The following is a 17,690-nucleotide window of genomic DNA, read 5'->3' on the forward strand; positions in this document are numbered from 1 at the left end:
CTATCACTTTAAACGGATCGCCACCGACTTTGCGTGCGCGGGCAGGCCTTCGGCTTCTGCGAGCGCAACGGCAGCGGGGCCGATCGCGGCGAGCCCGGACGGATCCAGGCTCAGGAACGAGGTGCGCTTCATGAAATCGAGCACCGAAAGGCCCGATGCGAAGCGCGCGCGCCGCCCGGTGGGCAGCACATGGTTGGGGCCGGCGACATAATCGCCGACGGCTTCCGGCGTATAGCGGCCGAGGAACACAGAGCCTGCGTGACGGACCATGTCGAACAGCGCCTCGGCATCGTCGCAGGCGAGTTCGAGATGCTCGGGCGCGAGCCGATCGACCAGCGGCATTGCCGTCGGCAAGTCCGGCACCAGGATGATCGCGCCGTTGGCGTCCCAGCTGGTGCGCGCGGTGGCGCCGGTGGCGAGCGTCGCGATCTGCGCGTCGACGGCAGCGGCAACCTTGTCGGCGAAGGCGGCGTCATCGGTGAACAGGATCGACTGGCTGGTGGGGTCGTGCTCGGCCTGGCTGAGCAGATCGGCGGCGATCCACTCGGGATCGTTCTTGCCGTCCGCTACCACGACGATCTCGGAAGGCCCTGCGACCATGTCGATGCCGACCACGCCGTAGAGCTGGCGCTTGGCTTCCGCTACCCAGGCATTGCCGGGGCCGGTGACGACGTCGACCGGGGCGATCGTGTCGGTGCCATAGGCGAGCGCGGCGATCGCCTGCGCGCCGCCGACGCGGTAGAGCTCGTCGACGCCGGCGACATGCGCGGCGGCGAGGACCAGCGGGTTCACCTCGCCGTTGGGCGTGGGCGTGACCATCACCAGCCGGCGCACCCCCGCCGCCTTGGCGGGGATGGCGTTCATCAGCACCGAGCTGGGATAGGCCGCGCGGCCGCCGGGCACATAGACGCCCGCCGCATCGACCGGCGTCCAGCGCGCGCCGAGGCGGATGCCCTGCGGATCGGTTTCGTCGCGATCCTCGGGGCGCTGCTTGGCGTGATAAACCGCGATCCGCTCGGCGGCGAGTTCGAGCGCGTCGCGCAATTCGGGGGTGAGCCCCTCGTAAGCGGCGAGGCAATCGGCGCGGTCGATCGTCCAGCCCGACGCTGCGAGGTCGTGCTTGTCGAACAGCCGGGTCAGGTCGCGCAGCGCGACATCGCCCTCGTCGCGGACGCGCTTGATGATGTGGGTGACGTTGCGCGCGACATCGTCGTCGGCCTCGCGGCGGGCGTTGACCAGCGCGGTGAAGGCGTCGGCGAACCCGGCGTCGGTGGAATCGAGGCGGATCATGCCACGGCCTTTCGGAAGCCGTCCACCAGGGGCACGACCTCGCTGGCGCGCGTCTTGAACGCGGCGCGGTTGACGATCAGGCGGCTGGTCACCTGGGCGATGACCTCCACTTCGACGAGGCCGTTTTCCTGCAGCGTGCGGCCCGAGGAGACGAGGTCGACGATGCGCGGGGCGAGGCCCAGCACCGGCGCCAGCTCCATCGCGCCGTTGAGCTTCACGCATTCGGCCTGCACCCCGCGCGCCTCGAAATGGGCGCGGGTGATGTGCGGATATTTGGTCGCGACGCGGACATGGCTCCAGCCGCGCGGATCGTCCTGCGCGGCGAGCGCCACCGGTTCTGCGACCGAGATGCGGCAATGGCCGATGCCCAGGTCTACGGGCGCGTACAGCTCCGAATAGTCGAACTCGGCCAGCACGTCCGACCCCACGATGCCCAGATGCGCGGCGCCGTGCGCGACGAAGGTCGCCACGTCGAAGGCGCGCACCCGGATCAGGTCGATCGCGGGGTTGTTGGTCGCGAAACGCAGCGCGCGCGAGTTCTTGTCGGAAAAGGCGGCCTCGGGCACGATGCCGACGGCCGCCAGCAAGGGCAACGCCTCTTCGAGAATCCGGCCTTTCGGCACGGCAAGGATCAACGGCTCGGTCATGGGTGCGGGGGCTTTACTTGGGGGCGGCCATGGGCGCAACACGCGCCAAAGGGGAAGCGCATGGCGTCCGAAGCCGAGAACCGCAAGAGTTTTGCCATCCAGGCCGGCTATTGCACGGCGATGGACGCGCCGATCACCGCGCGTATCTGTACCGCGCTGGGGCAGGGCATCAGCCGTGCGAGCGAAACCGGTAGGCGCGTGCTCGACTGGCCAGGCGAACCCGTCGCGGACGCGCTGGTGCTGCGGCTGGTCGGGGGGCTGCATGCGCTGCACCGGCGCGGTGTGCCCGAGCTGCGCCGCATCTTCACCGGCGAGGAGACCGATCCCGGCCGGATCGGCGCGGCGCTGGATGCGGTGCTCTGCGCCCATGACTTCACGCTGATGCCGTGGCTGTACGGCCCGCCGCAGACCAACGAGGCGGGGCGCTCGGCCGGCCTGATGACCGGCATCCTCCACCTGGCGCAGCGCTACGGACCTCGGTTCGAGGTGCTGGAGATCGGATCGAGCGGCGGGCTGAACCTGATGCTGGGGCGCTATCGCTTCGATCTGGGCGGCGGGAGCGTGGGGCCGGTCGATTCGCCGGTGACGATCCGCCCGGCCTGGCGCGGCAGCCCGCCGCCCGCCGCGCCGGTGGAGATCGTCGCGGCGCGCGGTGTCGACATCGCGCCGCTCGACCTGCGCGACCCGCGCGATGCCGAGCGGCTCCAGGCCTATTGCTGGGTCGACGCGGCGGAGCGCCAGGCGCGGCTGGAGGCGACCATCGCCATGCTGCGCGCCGCACCGGTGGCGCTGGAGCGGGGCGATGCGGCGGCGTGGCTCGCGGGGCGGCTCGCCGAACCGCAGCCCGAGGGCGTGACGCGCGTGCTGATGCATTCGGTCGTCTGGCAGTATCTGCGGCCGGAAGCGCAGCGGCACATTGCCGACGCCATGGAAGCCGCCGGTGCCGCTGCGACCCCCGAGCGCCCGCTCGGCTGGGTGATGATGGAGCCCAATCGCGATCTCGCCGCGCATGAGGTGCGGGTGCGCGGCTGGCCCGGCGACGCGCCCATGGAGCTGGTCGCCCGCATCCATGCGCACGGCGCCTGGGTGGAGGGGCTGGATCCGCCGTTCGATACGCTGCCCTATGTGATGCGCACCGCCTAGCACCGCCGCTTCGTTCCCCGATCGTCTGCGCCTTCCGCCGATTCGCGGCCGCGGATGTGGTGCAACTGCCTGTCGGGAATTCATTTCATCGCCGGCAAAGAATTTTCACCCCGGTATCATTGACACCACATCTGATTTGTCCGACTTAAAAGATCACATTCGTGTCATACGCGGGTGAGGCTGTCTGTGCCGCGGCGATCGGGAAAGCCCGAACCGGTGGAACGAAAGGGGAGGACGACATGAATCACAAGGCTACGCTGCTATTGGGGGCAGCGCTGTTCACCGTGGCAAACGCCATGCCGGTGTACGCACAATCTGCTGCAACGCAGCAGGATGCCAAGCAAAAGACCGATGAAGCGCAGGCGGATAGCGTGGCTGGCGAGGAAGAGATCCTCGTTACCGGCATTCGCGCCAGCCTTGCCTCGGCGCGCGAATTCAAGCGGAATTCGGATTCGATCCTCGATGCGATCGTGGCCGAGGACATTGGTAAGTTGCCAGACAATAACGCGGCGGAGAGCCTGGCGCGCCTGCCGGGCGTGCAGGTCAGCCGCTATGCCGACGAGGCTTCGGGCGTGCAGATTCGCGGCCTGCCGGATACCGGCACCTCCTTCAACGGACGCGAAATCTTCACCGCCGAGAACCGCACCGTGCAGGTGCAGGACTTCCCGGCCGGTGCGCTCGCCGCGCTCGAGGTGTACAAGTCGGCGACCGCTGATCTGATCGAGCCGGGCCTGGCCGGGCTGGTCAACGTCCGCTCGCGCCGCCCGTTCGATTTCAAGGGGCTGGAGATCGCCGGCACGATCCGTGCTTCGTACAACGACCAGTCGAAGCGGACGAACCCGAACGGCAACCTGTTGGTCAGCGATCGCTGGGAGACGCCGATCGGCGAGATGGGCGCGCTGGTGAACGTCGCCTATAACCGCTTCTATTACAGCAACGCGATCCGCTACAATAATGGCGGCGTCGATCCGGTTGCCAACAGCAAGGCGGCGCTGCCGGCGGGCGAGGCGGCCGACTTCCGCTTGCCCTACAGCGTCGGCCTCTATTATCCGCGCGGCCTGCGCGAGCGTCCGTCGGTGAACGGTGCGCTCCAGTGGAAGCCGGCGCACAACCTGGAGATCTATGTCGACGGGCTGTGGCAGGCGTTCCGCAACCAGGGCTCGACCGAGAGCTTCGACGTATCGCTGCTGCGCGCCGCGCCGAAGAACGCCGCCGGCGTGGAAGTGCCGCCGACCCTGTCGAACATCGTGCGGGTGAACGGCCAGCCCAACAAGCTGGTCAGCATAAGCAAGACCGGCGGCTATCCGGCCGAAATGTTCCGATCGACGAGCCGCGACTTCACCAACACCTACCAAGCGGCCGGCGGCTTCCTCTGGACCACCGGCCGGGCGGTGATCTCGAGCGACTTCGCCTACACCTTCTCGGAATATGGCGCGAACGAGCGCAGCCTCGATTCGCAGACCGCCGGTTCGCCGCCGGTCAACGTGATCTTCGACAAGGAAAAGTCGTCCTGGTTCGATCTCGGCAACTACGACATGACCAACCCCGCCAACTATGTGTGGCGCGGCTATTACGAGCGCGAATATTATGTCAGCGGCGCGGGCATCCAGTGGCGCGGCGACGTGGCGCTCGATACCGAGATCGAATGGCTGCCGAAGATCAAGTTCGGCCTGCGCGCGACGGATCGCGACGCCAAGCGCCGCCAGGGCAGTCGCTATGCCTATACGCCGACCTTGAACATCCCGCTTACCACGCTGCCGACCGGCAATCTGGAGCAGGTGCAGGACGGGTTTCGCGGCAACGGCCCGCCGTTCCAGAACTGGCTGATGCCTTCCTATGATTCGATCCAGAGCAATTCCGAGGCGCTGCGCCAGCTCGCCTACCAGTCGCTCCAGACGATCGTCGCCGCCAACCCGAACGACCAGGGATACAAGGACGCACTCGCGCAGTTCGCCAGCAAGGCGATCCCGATGGACCCCTATGGCGGCTTCTACGCCAAGGAGGCGAGCTATGCCGCCTATGCCTCGGCCAACTATGCGTTCGACGTCGGCATCCCGATCGACGGATCGTTCGGCGTGCGCATCGTCAACACCGATGGGCGCTATGTCGGCACGTCGCGGGTCACGGCCACCAACGGCACGGTCTCGGCCGTCACCGATACCAACCAGCAGAACTATGTCGACGTGCTGCCCAGCTTCGGGTTGCGTGCGAAGCTGATGCAGGGGCTGCAGGCGCGCCTTGGCTTCACCATGACGCGTACCCGAGCGAGCTTCAGCCAGCTCAATCCGGCGTTCAGCATCACCCGCAACAACGATTTCGGATCGGGCAGCGGCAATAGCGGTCGCTATGCGTTTTTCGGTTCCGGCGGCAATCCCGACCTGAAGCCGCTCACCTCCAAGAACTATGATGCGACGCTCGAATATTATTTCGGGAAGAACGGCGCGATCAGCGGCGCCATATTCTATCGCGACCTGTTCGGGTTCATCAACAACTACAGCCGCGACGTGAACGACCCGACGTACGGCCTCATCCAGATCAGCCGTCCGGAGAATGCCGGCAGCGGCAAGATCAAGGGCTTCGAGGTTTCGGCGCAGAGCTTCTTCGACTTCCTGCCGGGCTGGCTGAGCGGCTTCGGCGCGCAGGGCAACCTCACCTATGTCGACGCGAAGAACCAGCTGCCTCGCGCGCTGGGCACCGCGCAGCCGATGGTGTCGCTCACCGGCCTGTCGAAATGGTCGTACAACCTCAGCGGCTTCTACGAGCGCGACAAGATTTCGCTGCGGTTGTCGTACAACTATCGCAGCTCCTATATCGACTTCTACAGCCGCAACTCGAACGATCAGCAATATACCGGCCAGCAGGTGCGTCCGATCTCGCGCCTGGACTTTTCCGGTTCCTATACGCCGATCGAGAACATCACGCTGACCGTGGAGGTGAACAACATCCTCGCGCAGCCGTTCAGCAACTACCGGTACTTCAACGAGACGCAGTACTACCCGATCGATACCCGATACGAGGGGCGGTACTTCAGCGCGGGCGTGCGCTTCCGTTTCTGAGCGGCTTCCAGTTCCTTCCCCACCTGACGCCCGGCTTCGGCCGGGCTTTTTTTAGGTGCCGCGCCGTTCCAGCCAGTCGAGCAATGCGGCGGTCACCTCCTCGGGTGCTTCCCAGGGCAGGAAATGGCCCGCGTCGCGGATCTGCACCAGCGTATAGTCGGGGATCAGCGTCTCCAGCCCGTCGAGCAGGCAGGGCAGCAGCCCGCGATCGCGCATGCCCCACAGCACCAGGGTGGGCTGTGGCTGGAGCGGGAAGGGGCCATCGATCCAGCCAGGGCGCGGCGGATCCTCGTCCATTGCCGGCACGACGATCTGGGTGGCGCGATACCAGTTGAGCATCGCGGTCATCGCGCCCGGCTGGCTCCACTGGCGCAGATAGATCGCCTTTTCCTCCGCCGGCACCGTCACCTGCAGATGTTCGCCGAACAGCGAGAGCAGGAACTGTTCGAGCGCGGTCCTGTCCGGCGCGCGGTCCAGTTCGGTCTCGCGGAAGAAGCGGATATACTGGCTGGCGCGGCGCTGGCCGGGATCGTCGAACAGCTTGCGCTGGAAGACCTGCGGGTGCGGCGCGTTGAGGATCGCAAGCCGCGCAACTCGCTTCGGCTCGCGCAGCGCCGCCATCCAGGCGATGGCGCCGCCCCAGTCATGCCCCACCAGGGTGAAGCGTTCGATGTCCAGCGCGTCCGCCAGCGCGAACAGATCCTCGGCGATGCGATCGGGCGCATAGGCCTCGACGCCCTTGGGTTTGGCCGATTCGGCATAGCCGCGCTGATCGGGCGCGATCACGAAATAGTGTTCGGCCAGCGCCGGAATCTGGTGGCGCCAGGTCCGGTGCGATTCGGGGAAGCCGTGGAGCAGGATCACCGGCGGATTGGCCGGATTGCCTGCCAGGGCGACGTCGAGCGTAACGCCGGTGGAGAGTGGCAGCATCGTCTGTCGGATGTCGGTCACGCAGTGCTCCCTGTACCCACTGGCAGCGTCCTCTCCACGCCGTCCGGGCCTTGCCCCGGTACAGGATGCGCCGGTTCGCCGGAGGCTGCAAGTAAAGGAAATCTAGGGGTAACTGACCGTCTTCGGGACTTCCGGGAGCGGGATGAACTCCTTGTCGTCGTTCGGCACCGTGGGGAAGGCGCCGGCCTTCCAGTCTTCCTTGGCCTGGTGGATCCGGTCGCGGCTGGAGGAGACGAAGTTCCACCAGACGTGCCGCGGCGTCGTGAACGCCTCGCCGCCGCAGAACATCACGCGCGCGCCGCGTTCGGACCGCAGCGTCGTGCGGATGCCGGGCCGCAGCAGATAGAGCGTCATCGGGACCAGCGGCATGCCGTCCAGGCTGGCCTCGCCGGTCGCCACATACAGAGCGCGCTCGTCCGCGGCCGGATCGATCGGGATACTGGCGCCGCCGTCCAGCGCAATGTCGCCATAGATGGTCTGGGCATAGGTGGTGGTGGGGGCGGTGGCGCCCCACAGCGCCCCCATGATCACCCGCGCGCGCGCCCCGTGCGCCTCCACGATCGGCAGCTCGGCGGCGGCGACATGCTCGAACGCCGGGTTCATCTCCTCCATCGCCTCGGGCAGGGCGAGCCAGGTCTGGATGCCGCTGAGCTCCGGTCCCTTCTCGCGCTCGGCCGAGGGCGAGCGCTCCGAATGGACGATGCCGTGGCCCGCCGTCATCAGGTTCACCGCGCCCGGTTCGATGGTGGCGAAGGTGCCGAGCGAATCGCGATGGTCGATCGCGCCGGCGAACAGATAGGTGACGGTGGCGAGGTTGATGTGCGGGTGCGGCCGCACGTCGATGCCGGTGCCGACGTCGAGGATCGCCGGACCCATCTGGTCGAAGAAGATGAACGGCCCCACCATGGTGCGCGGCCGCGAGGGGAGGGTGCGGTGCACCTTGAAGCCGCCCAGATCGTGGGTGGTCGGCTCGATCGTCTGGGTCACCAGGTCGTCGCGCATCGTTCGTCTCCGTATTTGCCGGTGCCGGGATAGCCGGTCGCCGGACCCACGCCCAGACAAACCACGGCATAGGATCGCGAACGCTGCGTTTCCGGCGGGGCCACCGGCAGAAATCGCGCACGCGACATCCTGTTACATTTCGAACGTTGTAATTGCGAATCGTTCGCGTTATCGCGGCATTCCGTTTCCGAAGCCGAGATCGTTCGAATCCTGATGCACGCACCGTCCCCGCCTGCCGCGCGCAAGCGCAGCCGCAAGAGCTTCTGGCTCAAGCAGCTCCATACCTGGCACTGGATGAGTTCGGCGATCAGCCTGATCGGGCTGCTGCTGTTCGCGATCACCGGCTTCACGCTGAACCATGCCGCCGATATCGAGGGCGCGCCGAAGACGGTGGACGCCGCCGCGCAGCTGCCGCCGGCGCTGCTGCCGCTGGTCCGGTCGGACGACAAGCCGGACGCCAAGCAGCCGCTCCCCGCGCCGGTCGCCGGCTGGCTGCGCACCCAGCTGAAGATGCCCGCCGAGGGCGTCGCCGAATGGTCCGCCGACGAGATCTACCTCGCCCAGCCGCGGCCCGGCGGCGACGGCTGGATCGCCATCGAACGCGAGACCGGCAAAGTGACGAGCGAGAGCAGCTCGCGCGGCTGGATCGCCTATCTTAACGACCTCCACAAGGGCCGCAACGCCGGCACCGCCTGGAAGTGGTTCATCGACATCTTCGCCTTTGCTTGCCTGGTCTTCACGCTCACCGGGCTGGTGCTGCTGTGGATGCATGCCAGGCATCGCAAGAGCACCTGGCCGCTGGTGGCGGCCGGCCTCGCCATTCCCGCGCTGATCGCGCTGTTCCTGATTCACTAAAAGGGGGTTTCATGCAGTTTCGCCTGACCGGACTGACCACCGCGGCGCTGGGCGCCGGCGCGCTGCTGCCGAACGCGGCGGCGGCGCAGACGATGGACCTTTCGATCGAGCTGCCGCGGATGACCGTGGCCGAATATCACAAGCCCTATGTCGCGGTGTGGCTGGAGAAGGAGGGGCAGGCGCCGCGTACCCTTTCGGTCTGGTACGATGTCGACAAGCGGGGCGGCGAAGGCACCAAATGGCTGCACGACGTGCGCCAGTGGTGGCGCGCCTCGGGCCGGACGATGAGCTTTCCGGCTGACGGCATCAGCGGCGCCACCCGCGCACCGGGCGTGCAGAAGCTGCGCCTCGTCGCCGGCAAGGGGGGCATGCCCGCGCTCACGCCGGGCCAGTACACGCTGGTCGTGGAAGCGGCGCGCGAAGTGGGCGGCCGCGAACTGGTCCGCCTGCCCTTCACCTGGAACGGCAGCAGCGCCACCGCCGCCGCCAAGGGCGCGAGTGAGCTCGGCGCCGTTTCCTTCACGCTCAAGCGCTAATCCCGGGGGCCTTCCATCATGCAGTTCCGCAAGCCGCTTTTCGCCGTCGCCGCCGTCGCGGCCCTCGCCGCGCCGGCCGCCATCGCCCACCGCATGTGGCTGTTGCCGTCGTCCACCGTCGTCTCCGGCAACGACAATTGGGTGACCGTCGACGCCGCCGTGTCGAACGACCTGTTCTATTTCGATCACCGCCCGCTCGGCGCGGTGCCGACCATCACCCAGCCCGACGGCAGCGAGGGCAAGGCCGAGCACCATAATGTCGGCCAGTTCCGCGCGACCTTCGACGTGCATCTGACGCAGCAGGGCACCTATCGCATCGCAGTGGTCAACCAGGGGGTGTTCGGCCGCTACACGCTGAACGGCGAGACCAAGATGCTGCCGCGCGGCACCACCAAGGCGCAGCTGGCCAGCGTGATTCCCGCCGGCGCCACCGACGTGCAGACCAGCGAGACGCTGATGCGCAACGAGATCTTCGTCACGCAGGGCGCGCCGACCAACACGGTGTTCAAGCCGACCGGCCAGGGGATCGAGCTGGTGCCGGTGACGCACCCGAACGATCTCGTTTCGAATGAGCCCGCCACCTTCCAGTTCCTGATGGACGGCAAGCCGGCCTCGGGCCTGTACGTCACCACCATCCTCGGCAACGGCCGCTACCGCGCGACGCAGAAGCAGATCGACCTGCGCACCGACGCGCAGGGCAAGGTGACGATCAAATGGCCCGAGGCCGGCATGTACTGGATCAACGTCACGCCCAACGCGCCGCAGCCGGAAGGCGAGGGCCCGCGTCCGCAGGCGCAGGGTGCAGGCGCACCGCGTGCCCCGGGCGGGCCGCAGGGCATGGGGGGCGTTCCCTCCGGCCGCCGGGTGAGCTACACGACCACGCTGGAGGTACTGGCACCCTGATCGTAGAACCGCGTATCGCTATTCCCGAGGGTCTGTCGCCGGCGGCGTTCCACCGGCGGCGCTCCGCTGCGCCCGTCGCCACGCTGGGCGGCACGACGATGGGAACGACGTGGCGCCTCGTGGTGGTCGATCCGCCGGAAGACATTCGCGAGACCGTGCAGGCGGTGCTGACGCGGATGATCGCCGAGTTCAGCCATTGGGACCAGGGCTCGCGCATCGGCCGCTTCAACCGCGGCATGCTCGGCCATTGGCATCCGCTCTCGCCGGAGGCGGTGCGGGTGCTGGACGCGGCGTTCGAGGTGCACGCAGCGAGCGATGGCGCGTTCGATCCGGCCGCCGGGGTCCTTGCCGACCTGTGGGGCTTCGGCCCCACCGGCCCGCGCGACGACCTGCCCGGCGCCTATGCGATCGGCGAGGCGCGCGCGATGTCCGGCACGCGGCATCTGGAGTTCGATCGTTCGAGCCGCCGCGTCCGCCGCCGCGAGGCGGTGCAGATCGACCTGTCCGGCATTGCCAAGGGCTATGCCGTCGATGCGGTGGCGGAGCGGCTGGTGTCGCTCGGCATCGAGGATTTTCTGATCGAGATCGGCGGCGAGCTGCGCGGCGAGGGCATCAAGCCCGACGGCCAGCCCTGGTGGGTCGAGCTGGAGGCGGTTCCCCGTACCACGCTGGCGCCGCTGCGGGTGGCGCTGCACGGCCTGTCGGTGGCGACGTCGGGCGACTATCGGCGCTTCTTCGAGCGCGGTGGCCGGCGCTATGCCCACAGCATCGATCCACGTACCGGCTGGCCGATCGCCAACCAGGTCGTCTCGGTATCCGTGCTGCACCGCGAGGCGATGTTCGCCGATGCCTGGGCGACGGCGCTGACCGTGCTCGGCCCCGCGGGCATGGGTCTGGCAGAGCAGCTGGGCCTCGCCGCGCACATGGTTACCCGCGAGGAGGAAACCGTGACGGAACGCATCTCGTCGGCCCTCCGCGCGATGCTGGGCTGAGCGAGGTCCGTTTCCCGCCCCACGGAAATCGTAGGGCGCCTTTCCGGTTTTGCTTGCGCACCGCAACAAACGGCGTAGATTCGAGACCACATTCGGTGCTGCACAAGGAGCAGGGATCAACGACGTTTTGGCTTGAGCTGTAGGATTGTGGGAGTGCCGGTCTTGCCGGCATCTGTTCCGCGATTTGGCTGTTGCTGTGTCGTCCTGCCTGCGCGACCGAAGTCCTTCGGCCGCGCATCCCGCCCGACCTCCATCTGACCATCGACGAACGGTCCGATCAGTTCGGCCGCGCGGTTCCACGCATGGGCGACATTGGGGTCGCCCACGCGCGAATGTGGCGCGGGAGGACGCATCTCCTCCATCTTCATGGACATGCAATCATGGCATATGAACCGGGGAATTTCGGTGGCGGCTTTCGGCTGGGCCGGCTGTTCGGCCGCAGCTGGCTGTGGATCACGGCGGCGGTGGCCATCGGCATCTTCGGCCTCGGCAGCTGCGCGCGCGTCGAGCCGGGGCAGGTGGGCATCCGGGTGAACAACATCGCCGGCGGCGTGCGACCCGAATCGCTGCCGGTCGGCTGGTACCTCGCGCTGCCGGGCACCCACATCTACCAGTATCCGGTGTTCACCCGCACCTATACCTGGACGGCATCGAAGACCGAGCAGAGCCCGATCGACGAGGCCTTCACCTTCCAGGACAAGAACGGCCTGTCGCTGCGCGCGGATGTCGGCGTTTCCTACCATGTCGATCCGTCGCGCGCGTCGATCCTGTTCCAGCGCTACCGCACGGACATGGACCAGATCATCGCGGGTCCCTTACGCAACGCGATCCGCAACGCGATCGTCGAGCGGGCGGCGCAGCTGGGCGTCGAGGAGATCTACGGTACCCACAAAGCCGAGTTGATCGCCACCGCGACCCGGCGGGTGCAGGCCTTCTTCGCGCCGGTGGGGCTGCAGGTGGAGCAGGTGTACTGGGCCGGCAATGTCGTCGTGCCCGAGGCGGTGCTGAACCAGATCAACGCCAAGATCGCCAACGAGCAGCAGGCGCTCGCCGCCAAAGCCAATGTCGAGACGGCCAAGGCCGATGCCGAGGCGCGCATTGCCAAGGCTGCGGGCGACGCCAAGGCGATCCAGGTCGAGGCGGAGGCGATCCGCACCAATCCCGAGATCGTCAAGCTGCGCGCGGTGGAGAAATGGAACGGCCAGCTGCCCACCTATATGGGCGGCGACGGGCCCATGACGTTCCTGGGCGTGAAGTGACGCAAAAGGGCGCCGGCATCGCTGCCGGCGCCCTCTTCGTCGTCAGGCCCCGCGCGGCCGCGCGGGCGGGGGCTCAGTTGCCCTCCGCGCCCTGATAGTTGTTGAGCTCGTCCCCCACGATGGTGACGACGTGCAGCACGTTGGTCGAACCCGGCGTCTTGAACGGCACGCCGGCGCACACGATCACCCGGTCGCCGGCCTTGGCGAGGCCGTGGCGCAGCGCCATGCGCTTTGCCTTGGCGACCATCTCCTCGAACGAGTCGACGTCGCGGGTGTTCACCGCGTGCGTGCCCCACAACAGGCCCAGGCGACGCGCAGTCTCGCGTTCCGGGGTCAGCACCAGGATCGGCACGCTGGGACGCTCGCGGGCGATGCGACGCGCGGTGGAACCGGAGCTGGTGAAGCAGATGATCGCTGCGGCCGAGATGGTGCTGGCGATGTTCTTCGCGGCTTCGGACAGCGCGTCGGCAGTGGTCGGATCGGGCTTGAGGACCGTGAAGTGAACGCGGTCACCATGTGCGGGATCACGCTCCACCGCATCGGCGATCGAGTTCATCATCGACACCGATTCGACCGGCCACTTGCCCGCGGCGCTTTCGGCCGAGAGCATGATCGCGTCGGCGCCGTCATACACCGCCGTCGCCACGTCCGACACTTCGGCGCGGGTGGGCGAGGGGCTCTCGATCATCGATTCGAGCATCTGCGTCGCGACGATCACCGGGCGGCCGAGGCGGCGCGCCGATTCGACGATTCGCTTCTGCAGCGGCGGCACCTGCTGCGGCGGCAGCTCGACACCCAGGTCGCCGCGCGCGACCATCACGCCGTCGCACTGTTCGAGGATCTCCTCCAGGCGGGCGATGGCCGAGGGCTTCTCGATCTTGGCGAGCAACGCTGCCTTGCCGCCGATCAGGCGGCGGGCCTCCATCAGATCCTCGGGGCGCTGGACGAAGCTGAGCGCGATCCAGTCGGCGCCCTGCTCCACCGCGAAGCTGAGGTCGCTGCGGTCCTTCTCGGTGAGCGCGGCAAGCGGCAGCACCATGTCGGGGACGTTGAGGCCCTTGTTGTTGGACAAGGGGCCGCCGACCTCGACGATCGTGGTCAGCCGGTCGGGCGCCACGTCGGTCACGCGCAGCACCAGCTTGCCGTCGTCGAGCAGCAGGCGCGCATCGGGATGCGCGGCTTCGAAGATCTCGCGGTGGGGCAGTTCGACGCGGGTCGCGTCGCCCGGGGTGGGATCGCGGTCCAGCGTGAACTGGTGGCCGGTGACCAGCATCACCTTGCCCTCGGCGAACTTGCCGACGCGGAGCTTCGGGCCCTGAAGGTCGGCCAGGATCGTGGTCGGGCGGCCGGTGATGGCCTCCAGCCCGCGGATCGCCTCGAACAGCGGGATCTTCGAGGCCTGGTCGCCATGGCTCATGTTGATGCGGAATGCATCGGCGCCGGCCCGGAACAGCTTCTCGATCATCTCGGGGGAGGCGCTGGCAGGGCCCAGCGTTGCCAGAACGCGCACCTTGCGCGAGCGGGGGGAGATCGCCTGTGTCATCGTTGTCTTCCTCGGCTTGTGCGCGTCCGCCTCTAGCCCCAAATGCGTTAACATCAACTCCGGAGGTGCCGAATGGATGAACTTGATCGCCTGGACGACGCAACAGCCGCCAAGGCATTCCGCCGGCTGGTGCGCCATCTGCGGCACCGGCACGATGCCCAGAACATTGATCTGATGGGGCTTTCCGGCTTTTGCCGCAACTGCCTGGGCGATTGGATCCACGAGGCGGACCCGAGCATCGCCAAGGCCGATGCGCGCCGGATCGTCTACGGTATGGAGCAATCCGAATGGAAGGCGCGGTATCAGGGCGAGGCCACGCCCGAGCAGCTCGCGCGGATGGAGGAGAGCCTGAAGCGGAACGAGGGCCGCGACGACGCACTCGACGAGGCGCTTGACGAGTCCTTCCCGGCCAGTGATCCTCCCAGCATGACCGACCCCCACGCCTGAGTTGGGCCTGAACCGGGGGCGCGACAGGGGGATCAGGGGAATGAAGAAGCTGTTGCTGGCCGCGCTTGCATGCACCGCGGCCCTTCCGGCGCTGGCGCAGACGCCGGTACGCGTCACCTATGTCCAGGCCGGACGGCTGCTCGACAAGCCCGGCCAGGCACCGCGCGGCAACAGCACCCTGATCCTGCGGGACGGCAAGGTCGCCGAGGTCCGCGACGGCTTCGTCGCGCCCGAGGCGGGGGCGGCACTGGTCGACCTGCGCGACAAGTTCGTGCTGCCGGGCCTGATCGATCTGCACGTCCACCTCTTCTCCGAGGGCGATCCGGTGAAGGAGCGGATGAATGCGCTGACCGAGGACGAAGCCGACGAGTTCGTCATCGGCATCGAAGACGCGCGGCGTGATCTGGAGGCGGGCTTCACCACGGTCCGCGATCTCGGCAGCAATCCGCGGGCGATTCGCGCGCTGCGCGACGCCGTGGAGCGCGGCGCGGTTGCGGGTCCGCGAATCGTCAATGCGGGCCGCATGATCTCGGTTTCGGGCGGGCATGGCGACGGCACCAACGGGCTCGCCGAGGAATTCGCCGACACGGTTGCCCACCACCAGATCAACACCTGCAACGGCCCGGACGATTGCCGCCGCGCGGTACGCCAGCAGATCGGGCTGGGGGCGCAGGTGATCAAGTTCGCCGCGACCGGGGGCGTGCTCTCCAACGTTGCCGGCGGTCTCGGCAAGCAGATGACCGACGAGGAGATGAAGGCGATCGTCGATACCGCGCATGCGTTCGGCCGGCGGGTGGCGGTGCACGCCCATGCTGCGGAGGGCGTGCGCGCCGCGGTGGAGGCGGGTGCCGATTCGATCGAGCATGGCAGCTTCCTCGACGATGCGACCATCGCGGCGATGAAGGCGCGCGGCACCTGGCTGGTACCGACGATGATCGCGCCGGTCACCGCGCTCGCCAATGCCCGCGCCGGCAAGCTGCCGCCCGCCACCATCCCCAAGGCCGAAGCAGCCGCGGCGTCGGCGGCGGCCAGCCACGCCAGGGCGATCAAGGCGGGGGTGAAGGTCGCGTTCGGCACTGATACCGGCGTGTCGCGCCACGGCGAGAATGCGAAGGAGTTCGCGCTGCTGGTCCGCGCGGGGCTCACCCCTGCGGGCGCGATTCGCGCGGCGACGCTGGACGCCGCCGATGCGCTGGGCCGCAAGGAGCAGCTCGGTTCGCTGGAGCCGGGCAAGGCGGCGGACCTGATCGCGGTCTCCGGCGATCCGCTGCAGGACGTGACGGTGCTGGAGCGGGTCGACACGGTGGTGCGCGGCGGCGTGGTGCACAAGCTGGGCGGCAGGCGGCAGGTCTTCCCGCAGGACGGTGGTTGAGCGCGGGGCCCGGCTGGCGTACAGGGCCCGCCTGATTCCGTAATCCTTGTCGGACGAACCGGCCGGCGCGAGTCTCGCGCGGCGCTTTGTCCGATCCCATGCTTCAGGAGCTAGAACACCCATGTCCGACAATATTTCCGCCGAGCAGCTCCGCCTCCTGATCGAGCGTGTCGAGCGTCTCGAAGAGGAGAAGAAGGGCATCGCCGACGACATCAAGGACGTCTATGCCGAAGCCAAGTCGACCGGCTTCGACGTGAAGACGATGCGGACCATCGTCCGCCTGCGGAAGATGGAAAAGCATCACCGCGAAGAGGCCGAGATGCTGCTCGAGACCTACAAGCAGGCGCTGGGCATCTGAGCCCCGCGATGGCGCTCGCCGGGCTTCCGCGCTAAGGCGAGCGCTTTCCACCTTACTCCAGACCGCAGGCAGTTCGGGTTCACCATGGCAGGCCATTCCAAATTCAAGAACATCATGCACCGCAAGGGCGCGCAGGATAAGAAGCGCTCGGCGATGTTCTCCAAGCTCAGCCGCGAAATCACCGTGGCGGCAAAGATGGGTCTGCCGGACCCGGACATGAACCCGCGCCTGCGCGCCGCGATCAACGCCGCCAAGGCGCAGTCGATGCCCAAGGACAATATCCAGCGCGCGATCGACAAGGCGAGCAAGGGCGAGGGCGATAACTATGAAGAGATCCGCTACGAGGGCTTCGGCCCGGCAGGCGTCTCGCTGATCATCGAGGCGTTGACCGACAACCGCAACCGCACCGCCACCAACGTGCGCACCGCGGTTTCGAAGAACGGCGGCAACCTGGGCACCGCCGGTTCGGTGAGCCATGGCTTCGATCGGCTGGGCCTGATCTCCTATCCGGCGAGTGCCGGCGACGCCGAGAAGGTGTTCGAGGCGGCGCTGGAAGCGGGCGCCGAGGACGTGACCAGCAGCGAGGACGGCCACGAGATCTGGACCGCGCAGGGCGACCTCCACGAAGTCGCCAAGGCGCTGGAGCCGGTGCTGGGCGAATCCGAAGGCGCGAAGCTCGCCTGGCGGCCGCAGACCATGGTGACGGTGGGCGCGGACGACGCCGCGACGCTGTTCAAGCTGCTCGACGCGCTGGACGATGACGACGACGTGCAGACGGTGTGGGGGAATTACGAGATCCCCGACGACGTGATGGAGAAGCTGGGTTGATCTTTGTCCTAAGCCCCTCCCCTTCAGGGGAGGGGTTGGGGTGGGGCCTGACCGAGTAGCCAAGCGCGCCGCTTGTGGTGCATCCTGCTTCCTAAGGGAGGGCAGGAGTGGTCACCGAAGCCGATCTACTGGCACGCGCGAAGGAAATGCGGCGTAATCCGACCGAATTGGAGAAGCGCCTTTGGCGGCATCTCTCTAACACCCAGCTCGGCTATAAATTCCGTCGCCAACAGGTGGTGTTTCCCTACATTTGCGACTTCTTCTGCCCGGCCAAGGGGCTGGTGATCGAGGTCGATGGTGACACGCATGATCCGGCGTATGATGAGCGCCGTGATGCGTATCTTCTCAGCCAAGGATTCCGTCCACTGCATTTCTCCAATCACGACGTATTCGACAATATCGATGGTGTGCTCGCGGTGATCGTCGAGACACTTCAAACCCGTCCGGATCGCTGGTCCGCCAGCCCCCACCCCAACCCCGCATCAGGTGAACAGCGCCCCGCGCTGTT

18 protein-coding genes are annotated in these 17,690 nt (G+C 67.4%); 12 read left to right on the plus strand and 6 right to left on the minus strand.

Annotation, left to right across the window (positions count from 1 at the left end; translation table 11 throughout):
* Nucleotides 1-3: 3 nt before the first annotated feature.
* Complete coding sequence (hisD, locus tag KK7_RS0103290; protein ID WP_010543219.1) at nt 4-1,290, minus strand: histidinol dehydrogenase; 1,287 nt, start codon at nt 1,288-1,290, stop codon at nt 4-6.
* A complete protein-coding gene (gene hisG / locus KK7_RS0103295; RefSeq protein ID WP_010543220.1) occupies nt 1,287-1,937 on the minus strand; it encodes an ATP phosphoribosyltransferase in 651 nt (216 codons plus the stop codon). Before hisG ends, hisD begins: the two co-directional genes overlap by 4 nt.
* 60 nt (nt 1,938-1,997) lie before the next feature.
* Here hisG and KK7_RS0103300 point away from each other — a divergent pair, with 60 nt between their 5' ends.
* A complete protein-coding gene (locus KK7_RS0103300; protein WP_010543221.1) occupies nt 1,998-3,080 on the plus strand; it encodes a DUF2332 domain-containing protein in 1,083 nt (360 codons plus the stop codon).
* A gap of 239 nt (nt 3,081-3,319) precedes the next feature.
* On the plus strand, nt 3,320-6,136 hold the full coding sequence (locus KK7_RS0103305) for a TonB-dependent receptor (RefSeq protein WP_010543222.1): 2,817 nt from the start codon (nt 3,320-3,322) through the stop codon (nt 6,134-6,136).
* Between the two features lie 51 nt (nt 6,137-6,187).
* Here the strand turns inward: KK7_RS0103305 and KK7_RS0103310 are convergent, their stop codons facing one another.
* Nucleotides 6,188-7,087, minus strand: coding sequence for an alpha/beta fold hydrolase (locus tag KK7_RS0103310; RefSeq protein WP_010543223.1), 900 nt, complete (start codon nt 7,085-7,087; stop codon nt 6,188-6,190).
* Between the two features lie 102 nt (nt 7,088-7,189).
* On the minus strand, nt 7,190-8,089 hold the full coding sequence (locus KK7_RS0103315) for a pirin family protein (protein WP_010543224.1): 900 nt from the start codon (nt 8,087-8,089) through the stop codon (nt 7,190-7,192).
* Between the two features lie 213 nt (nt 8,090-8,302).
* Here KK7_RS0103315 and KK7_RS0103320 point away from each other — a divergent pair, with 213 nt between their 5' ends.
* From KK7_RS0103320 to KK7_RS0103335, 4 genes are all read left to right on the plus strand, one after another.
* Entirely contained in the window at nt 8,303-8,944 is a 642-nt protein-coding gene (locus KK7_RS0103320; RefSeq protein ID WP_010543225.1) for a PepSY-associated TM helix domain-containing protein, read from the plus strand.
* Between the two features lie 11 nt (nt 8,945-8,955).
* A complete protein-coding gene (locus tag KK7_RS0103325; RefSeq protein WP_010543226.1) occupies nt 8,956-9,480 on the plus strand; it encodes a DUF2271 domain-containing protein in 525 nt (174 codons plus the stop codon).
* 18 nt (nt 9,481-9,498) lie between these two features.
* Nucleotides 9,499-10,383, plus strand: coding sequence for a DUF4198 domain-containing protein (locus KK7_RS0103330; protein ID WP_010543227.1), 885 nt, complete (start codon nt 9,499-9,501; stop codon nt 10,381-10,383).
* A gap of 98 nt (nt 10,384-10,481) precedes the next feature.
* Nucleotides 10,482-11,375 carry an FAD:protein FMN transferase gene (locus tag KK7_RS0103335; RefSeq protein ID WP_010543228.1) on the plus strand — a complete coding sequence of 298 codons (894 nt, stop codon included), beginning with the start codon at nt 10,482-10,484 and terminating at the stop codon, nt 11,373-11,375.
* 116 nt (nt 11,376-11,491) lie between these two features.
* Here the strand turns inward: KK7_RS0103335 and KK7_RS22440 are convergent, their stop codons facing one another.
* A complete protein-coding gene (locus tag KK7_RS22440) occupies nt 11,492-11,743 on the minus strand; it encodes a hypothetical protein (protein ID WP_138983908.1) in 252 nt (83 codons plus the stop codon).
* A gap of 12 nt (nt 11,744-11,755) precedes the next feature.
* Between KK7_RS22440 and KK7_RS0103340 the strand changes: the two genes are divergently transcribed.
* Nucleotides 11,756-12,634: a prohibitin family protein gene (locus KK7_RS0103340; protein WP_010543229.1), complete on the plus strand. Its 879-nt coding sequence runs from the start codon at nt 11,756-11,758 to the stop codon at nt 12,632-12,634.
* 73 nt (nt 12,635-12,707) lie between these two features.
* On the opposite strand, the gene pyk is transcribed toward KK7_RS0103340, so the two are convergent.
* A complete protein-coding gene (gene pyk, locus KK7_RS0103345) occupies nt 12,708-14,177 on the minus strand; it encodes a pyruvate kinase (RefSeq protein ID WP_010543230.1) in 1,470 nt (489 codons plus the stop codon).
* Nucleotides 14,178-14,249: 72 nt separating this feature from the next.
* Between pyk and KK7_RS0103350 the strand changes: the two genes are divergently transcribed.
* The 5 genes from KK7_RS0103350 to KK7_RS21765 all read left to right on the plus strand — a co-directional run.
* Entirely contained in the window at nt 14,250-14,624 is a 375-nt protein-coding gene (locus tag KK7_RS0103350; protein ID WP_010543231.1) for a DUF1244 domain-containing protein, read from the plus strand.
* A 40-nt stretch (nt 14,625-14,664) separates the two neighbouring features.
* A complete protein-coding gene (locus KK7_RS0103355; protein WP_010543232.1) occupies nt 14,665-15,996 on the plus strand; it encodes a metal-dependent hydrolase family protein in 1,332 nt (443 codons plus the stop codon).
* Nucleotides 15,997-16,117: 121 nt separating this feature from the next.
* Nucleotides 16,118-16,354, plus strand: coding sequence for a DUF2312 domain-containing protein (locus KK7_RS0103360; protein ID WP_010543233.1), 237 nt, complete (start codon nt 16,118-16,120; stop codon nt 16,352-16,354).
* Nucleotides 16,355-16,438: 84 nt separating this feature from the next.
* Nucleotides 16,439-17,182, plus strand: coding sequence for a YebC/PmpR family DNA-binding transcriptional regulator (locus KK7_RS0103365; RefSeq protein ID WP_010543234.1), 744 nt, complete (start codon nt 16,439-16,441; stop codon nt 17,180-17,182).
* A gap of 107 nt (nt 17,183-17,289) precedes the next feature.
* On the plus strand, nt 17,290-17,690 hold a 401-nt coding region (locus tag KK7_RS21765), incomplete at its 3' end, for a DUF559 domain-containing protein (RefSeq protein WP_010543235.1).

It is taken from the genome of Sphingomonas elodea ATCC 31461, assembly GCF_000226955.1.
In the GTDB taxonomy this organism is placed as follows: Bacteria; Pseudomonadota; Alphaproteobacteria; order Sphingomonadales; family Sphingomonadaceae; genus Sphingomonas; species Sphingomonas elodea.

Coding starts and splice junctions, on each gene's coding strand:
- hisD (WP_010543219.1), bottom strand. CDS start 1,290: ATGATCCGCCTCGATTCCACCGACGCCGGGTTCGCCGACGCCTTCACC.
- hisG (WP_010543220.1), bottom strand. CDS start 1,937: ATGACCGAGCCGTTGATCCTTGCCGTGCCGAAAGGCCGGATTCTCGAA.
- KK7_RS0103300 (WP_010543221.1), top strand. CDS start 1,998: ATGGCGTCCGAAGCCGAGAACCGCAAGAGTTTTGCCATCCAGGCCGGC.
- KK7_RS0103305 (WP_010543222.1), top strand. CDS start 3,320: ATGAATCACAAGGCTACGCTGCTATTGGGGGCAGCGCTGTTCACCGTG.
- KK7_RS0103315 (WP_010543224.1), bottom strand. CDS start 8,089: ATGCGCGACGACCTGGTGACCCAGACGATCGAGCCGACCACCCACGAT.
- KK7_RS0103320 (WP_010543225.1), top strand. CDS start 8,303: ATGCACGCACCGTCCCCGCCTGCCGCGCGCAAGCGCAGCCGCAAGAGC.
- KK7_RS0103325 (WP_010543226.1), top strand. CDS start 8,956: ATGCAGTTTCGCCTGACCGGACTGACCACCGCGGCGCTGGGCGCCGGC.
- KK7_RS0103330 (WP_010543227.1), top strand. CDS start 9,499: ATGCAGTTCCGCAAGCCGCTTTTCGCCGTCGCCGCCGTCGCGGCCCTC.
- KK7_RS0103335 (WP_010543228.1), top strand. CDS start 10,482: ATGGGAACGACGTGGCGCCTCGTGGTGGTCGATCCGCCGGAAGACATT.
- KK7_RS22440 (WP_138983908.1), bottom strand. CDS start 11,743: ATGAAGATGGAGGAGATGCGTCCTCCCGCGCCACATTCGCGCGTGGGC.
- KK7_RS0103340 (WP_010543229.1), top strand. CDS start 11,756: ATGGCATATGAACCGGGGAATTTCGGTGGCGGCTTTCGGCTGGGCCGG.
- pyk (WP_010543230.1), bottom strand. CDS start 14,177: ATGACACAGGCGATCTCCCCCCGCTCGCGCAAGGTGCGCGTTCTGGCA.
- KK7_RS0103350 (WP_010543231.1), top strand. CDS start 14,250: ATGGATGAACTTGATCGCCTGGACGACGCAACAGCCGCCAAGGCATTC.
- KK7_RS0103355 (WP_010543232.1), top strand. CDS start 14,665: ATGAAGAAGCTGTTGCTGGCCGCGCTTGCATGCACCGCGGCCCTTCCG.
- KK7_RS0103360 (WP_010543233.1), top strand. CDS start 16,118: ATGTCCGACAATATTTCCGCCGAGCAGCTCCGCCTCCTGATCGAGCGT.
- KK7_RS0103365 (WP_010543234.1), top strand. CDS start 16,439: ATGGCAGGCCATTCCAAATTCAAGAACATCATGCACCGCAAGGGCGCG.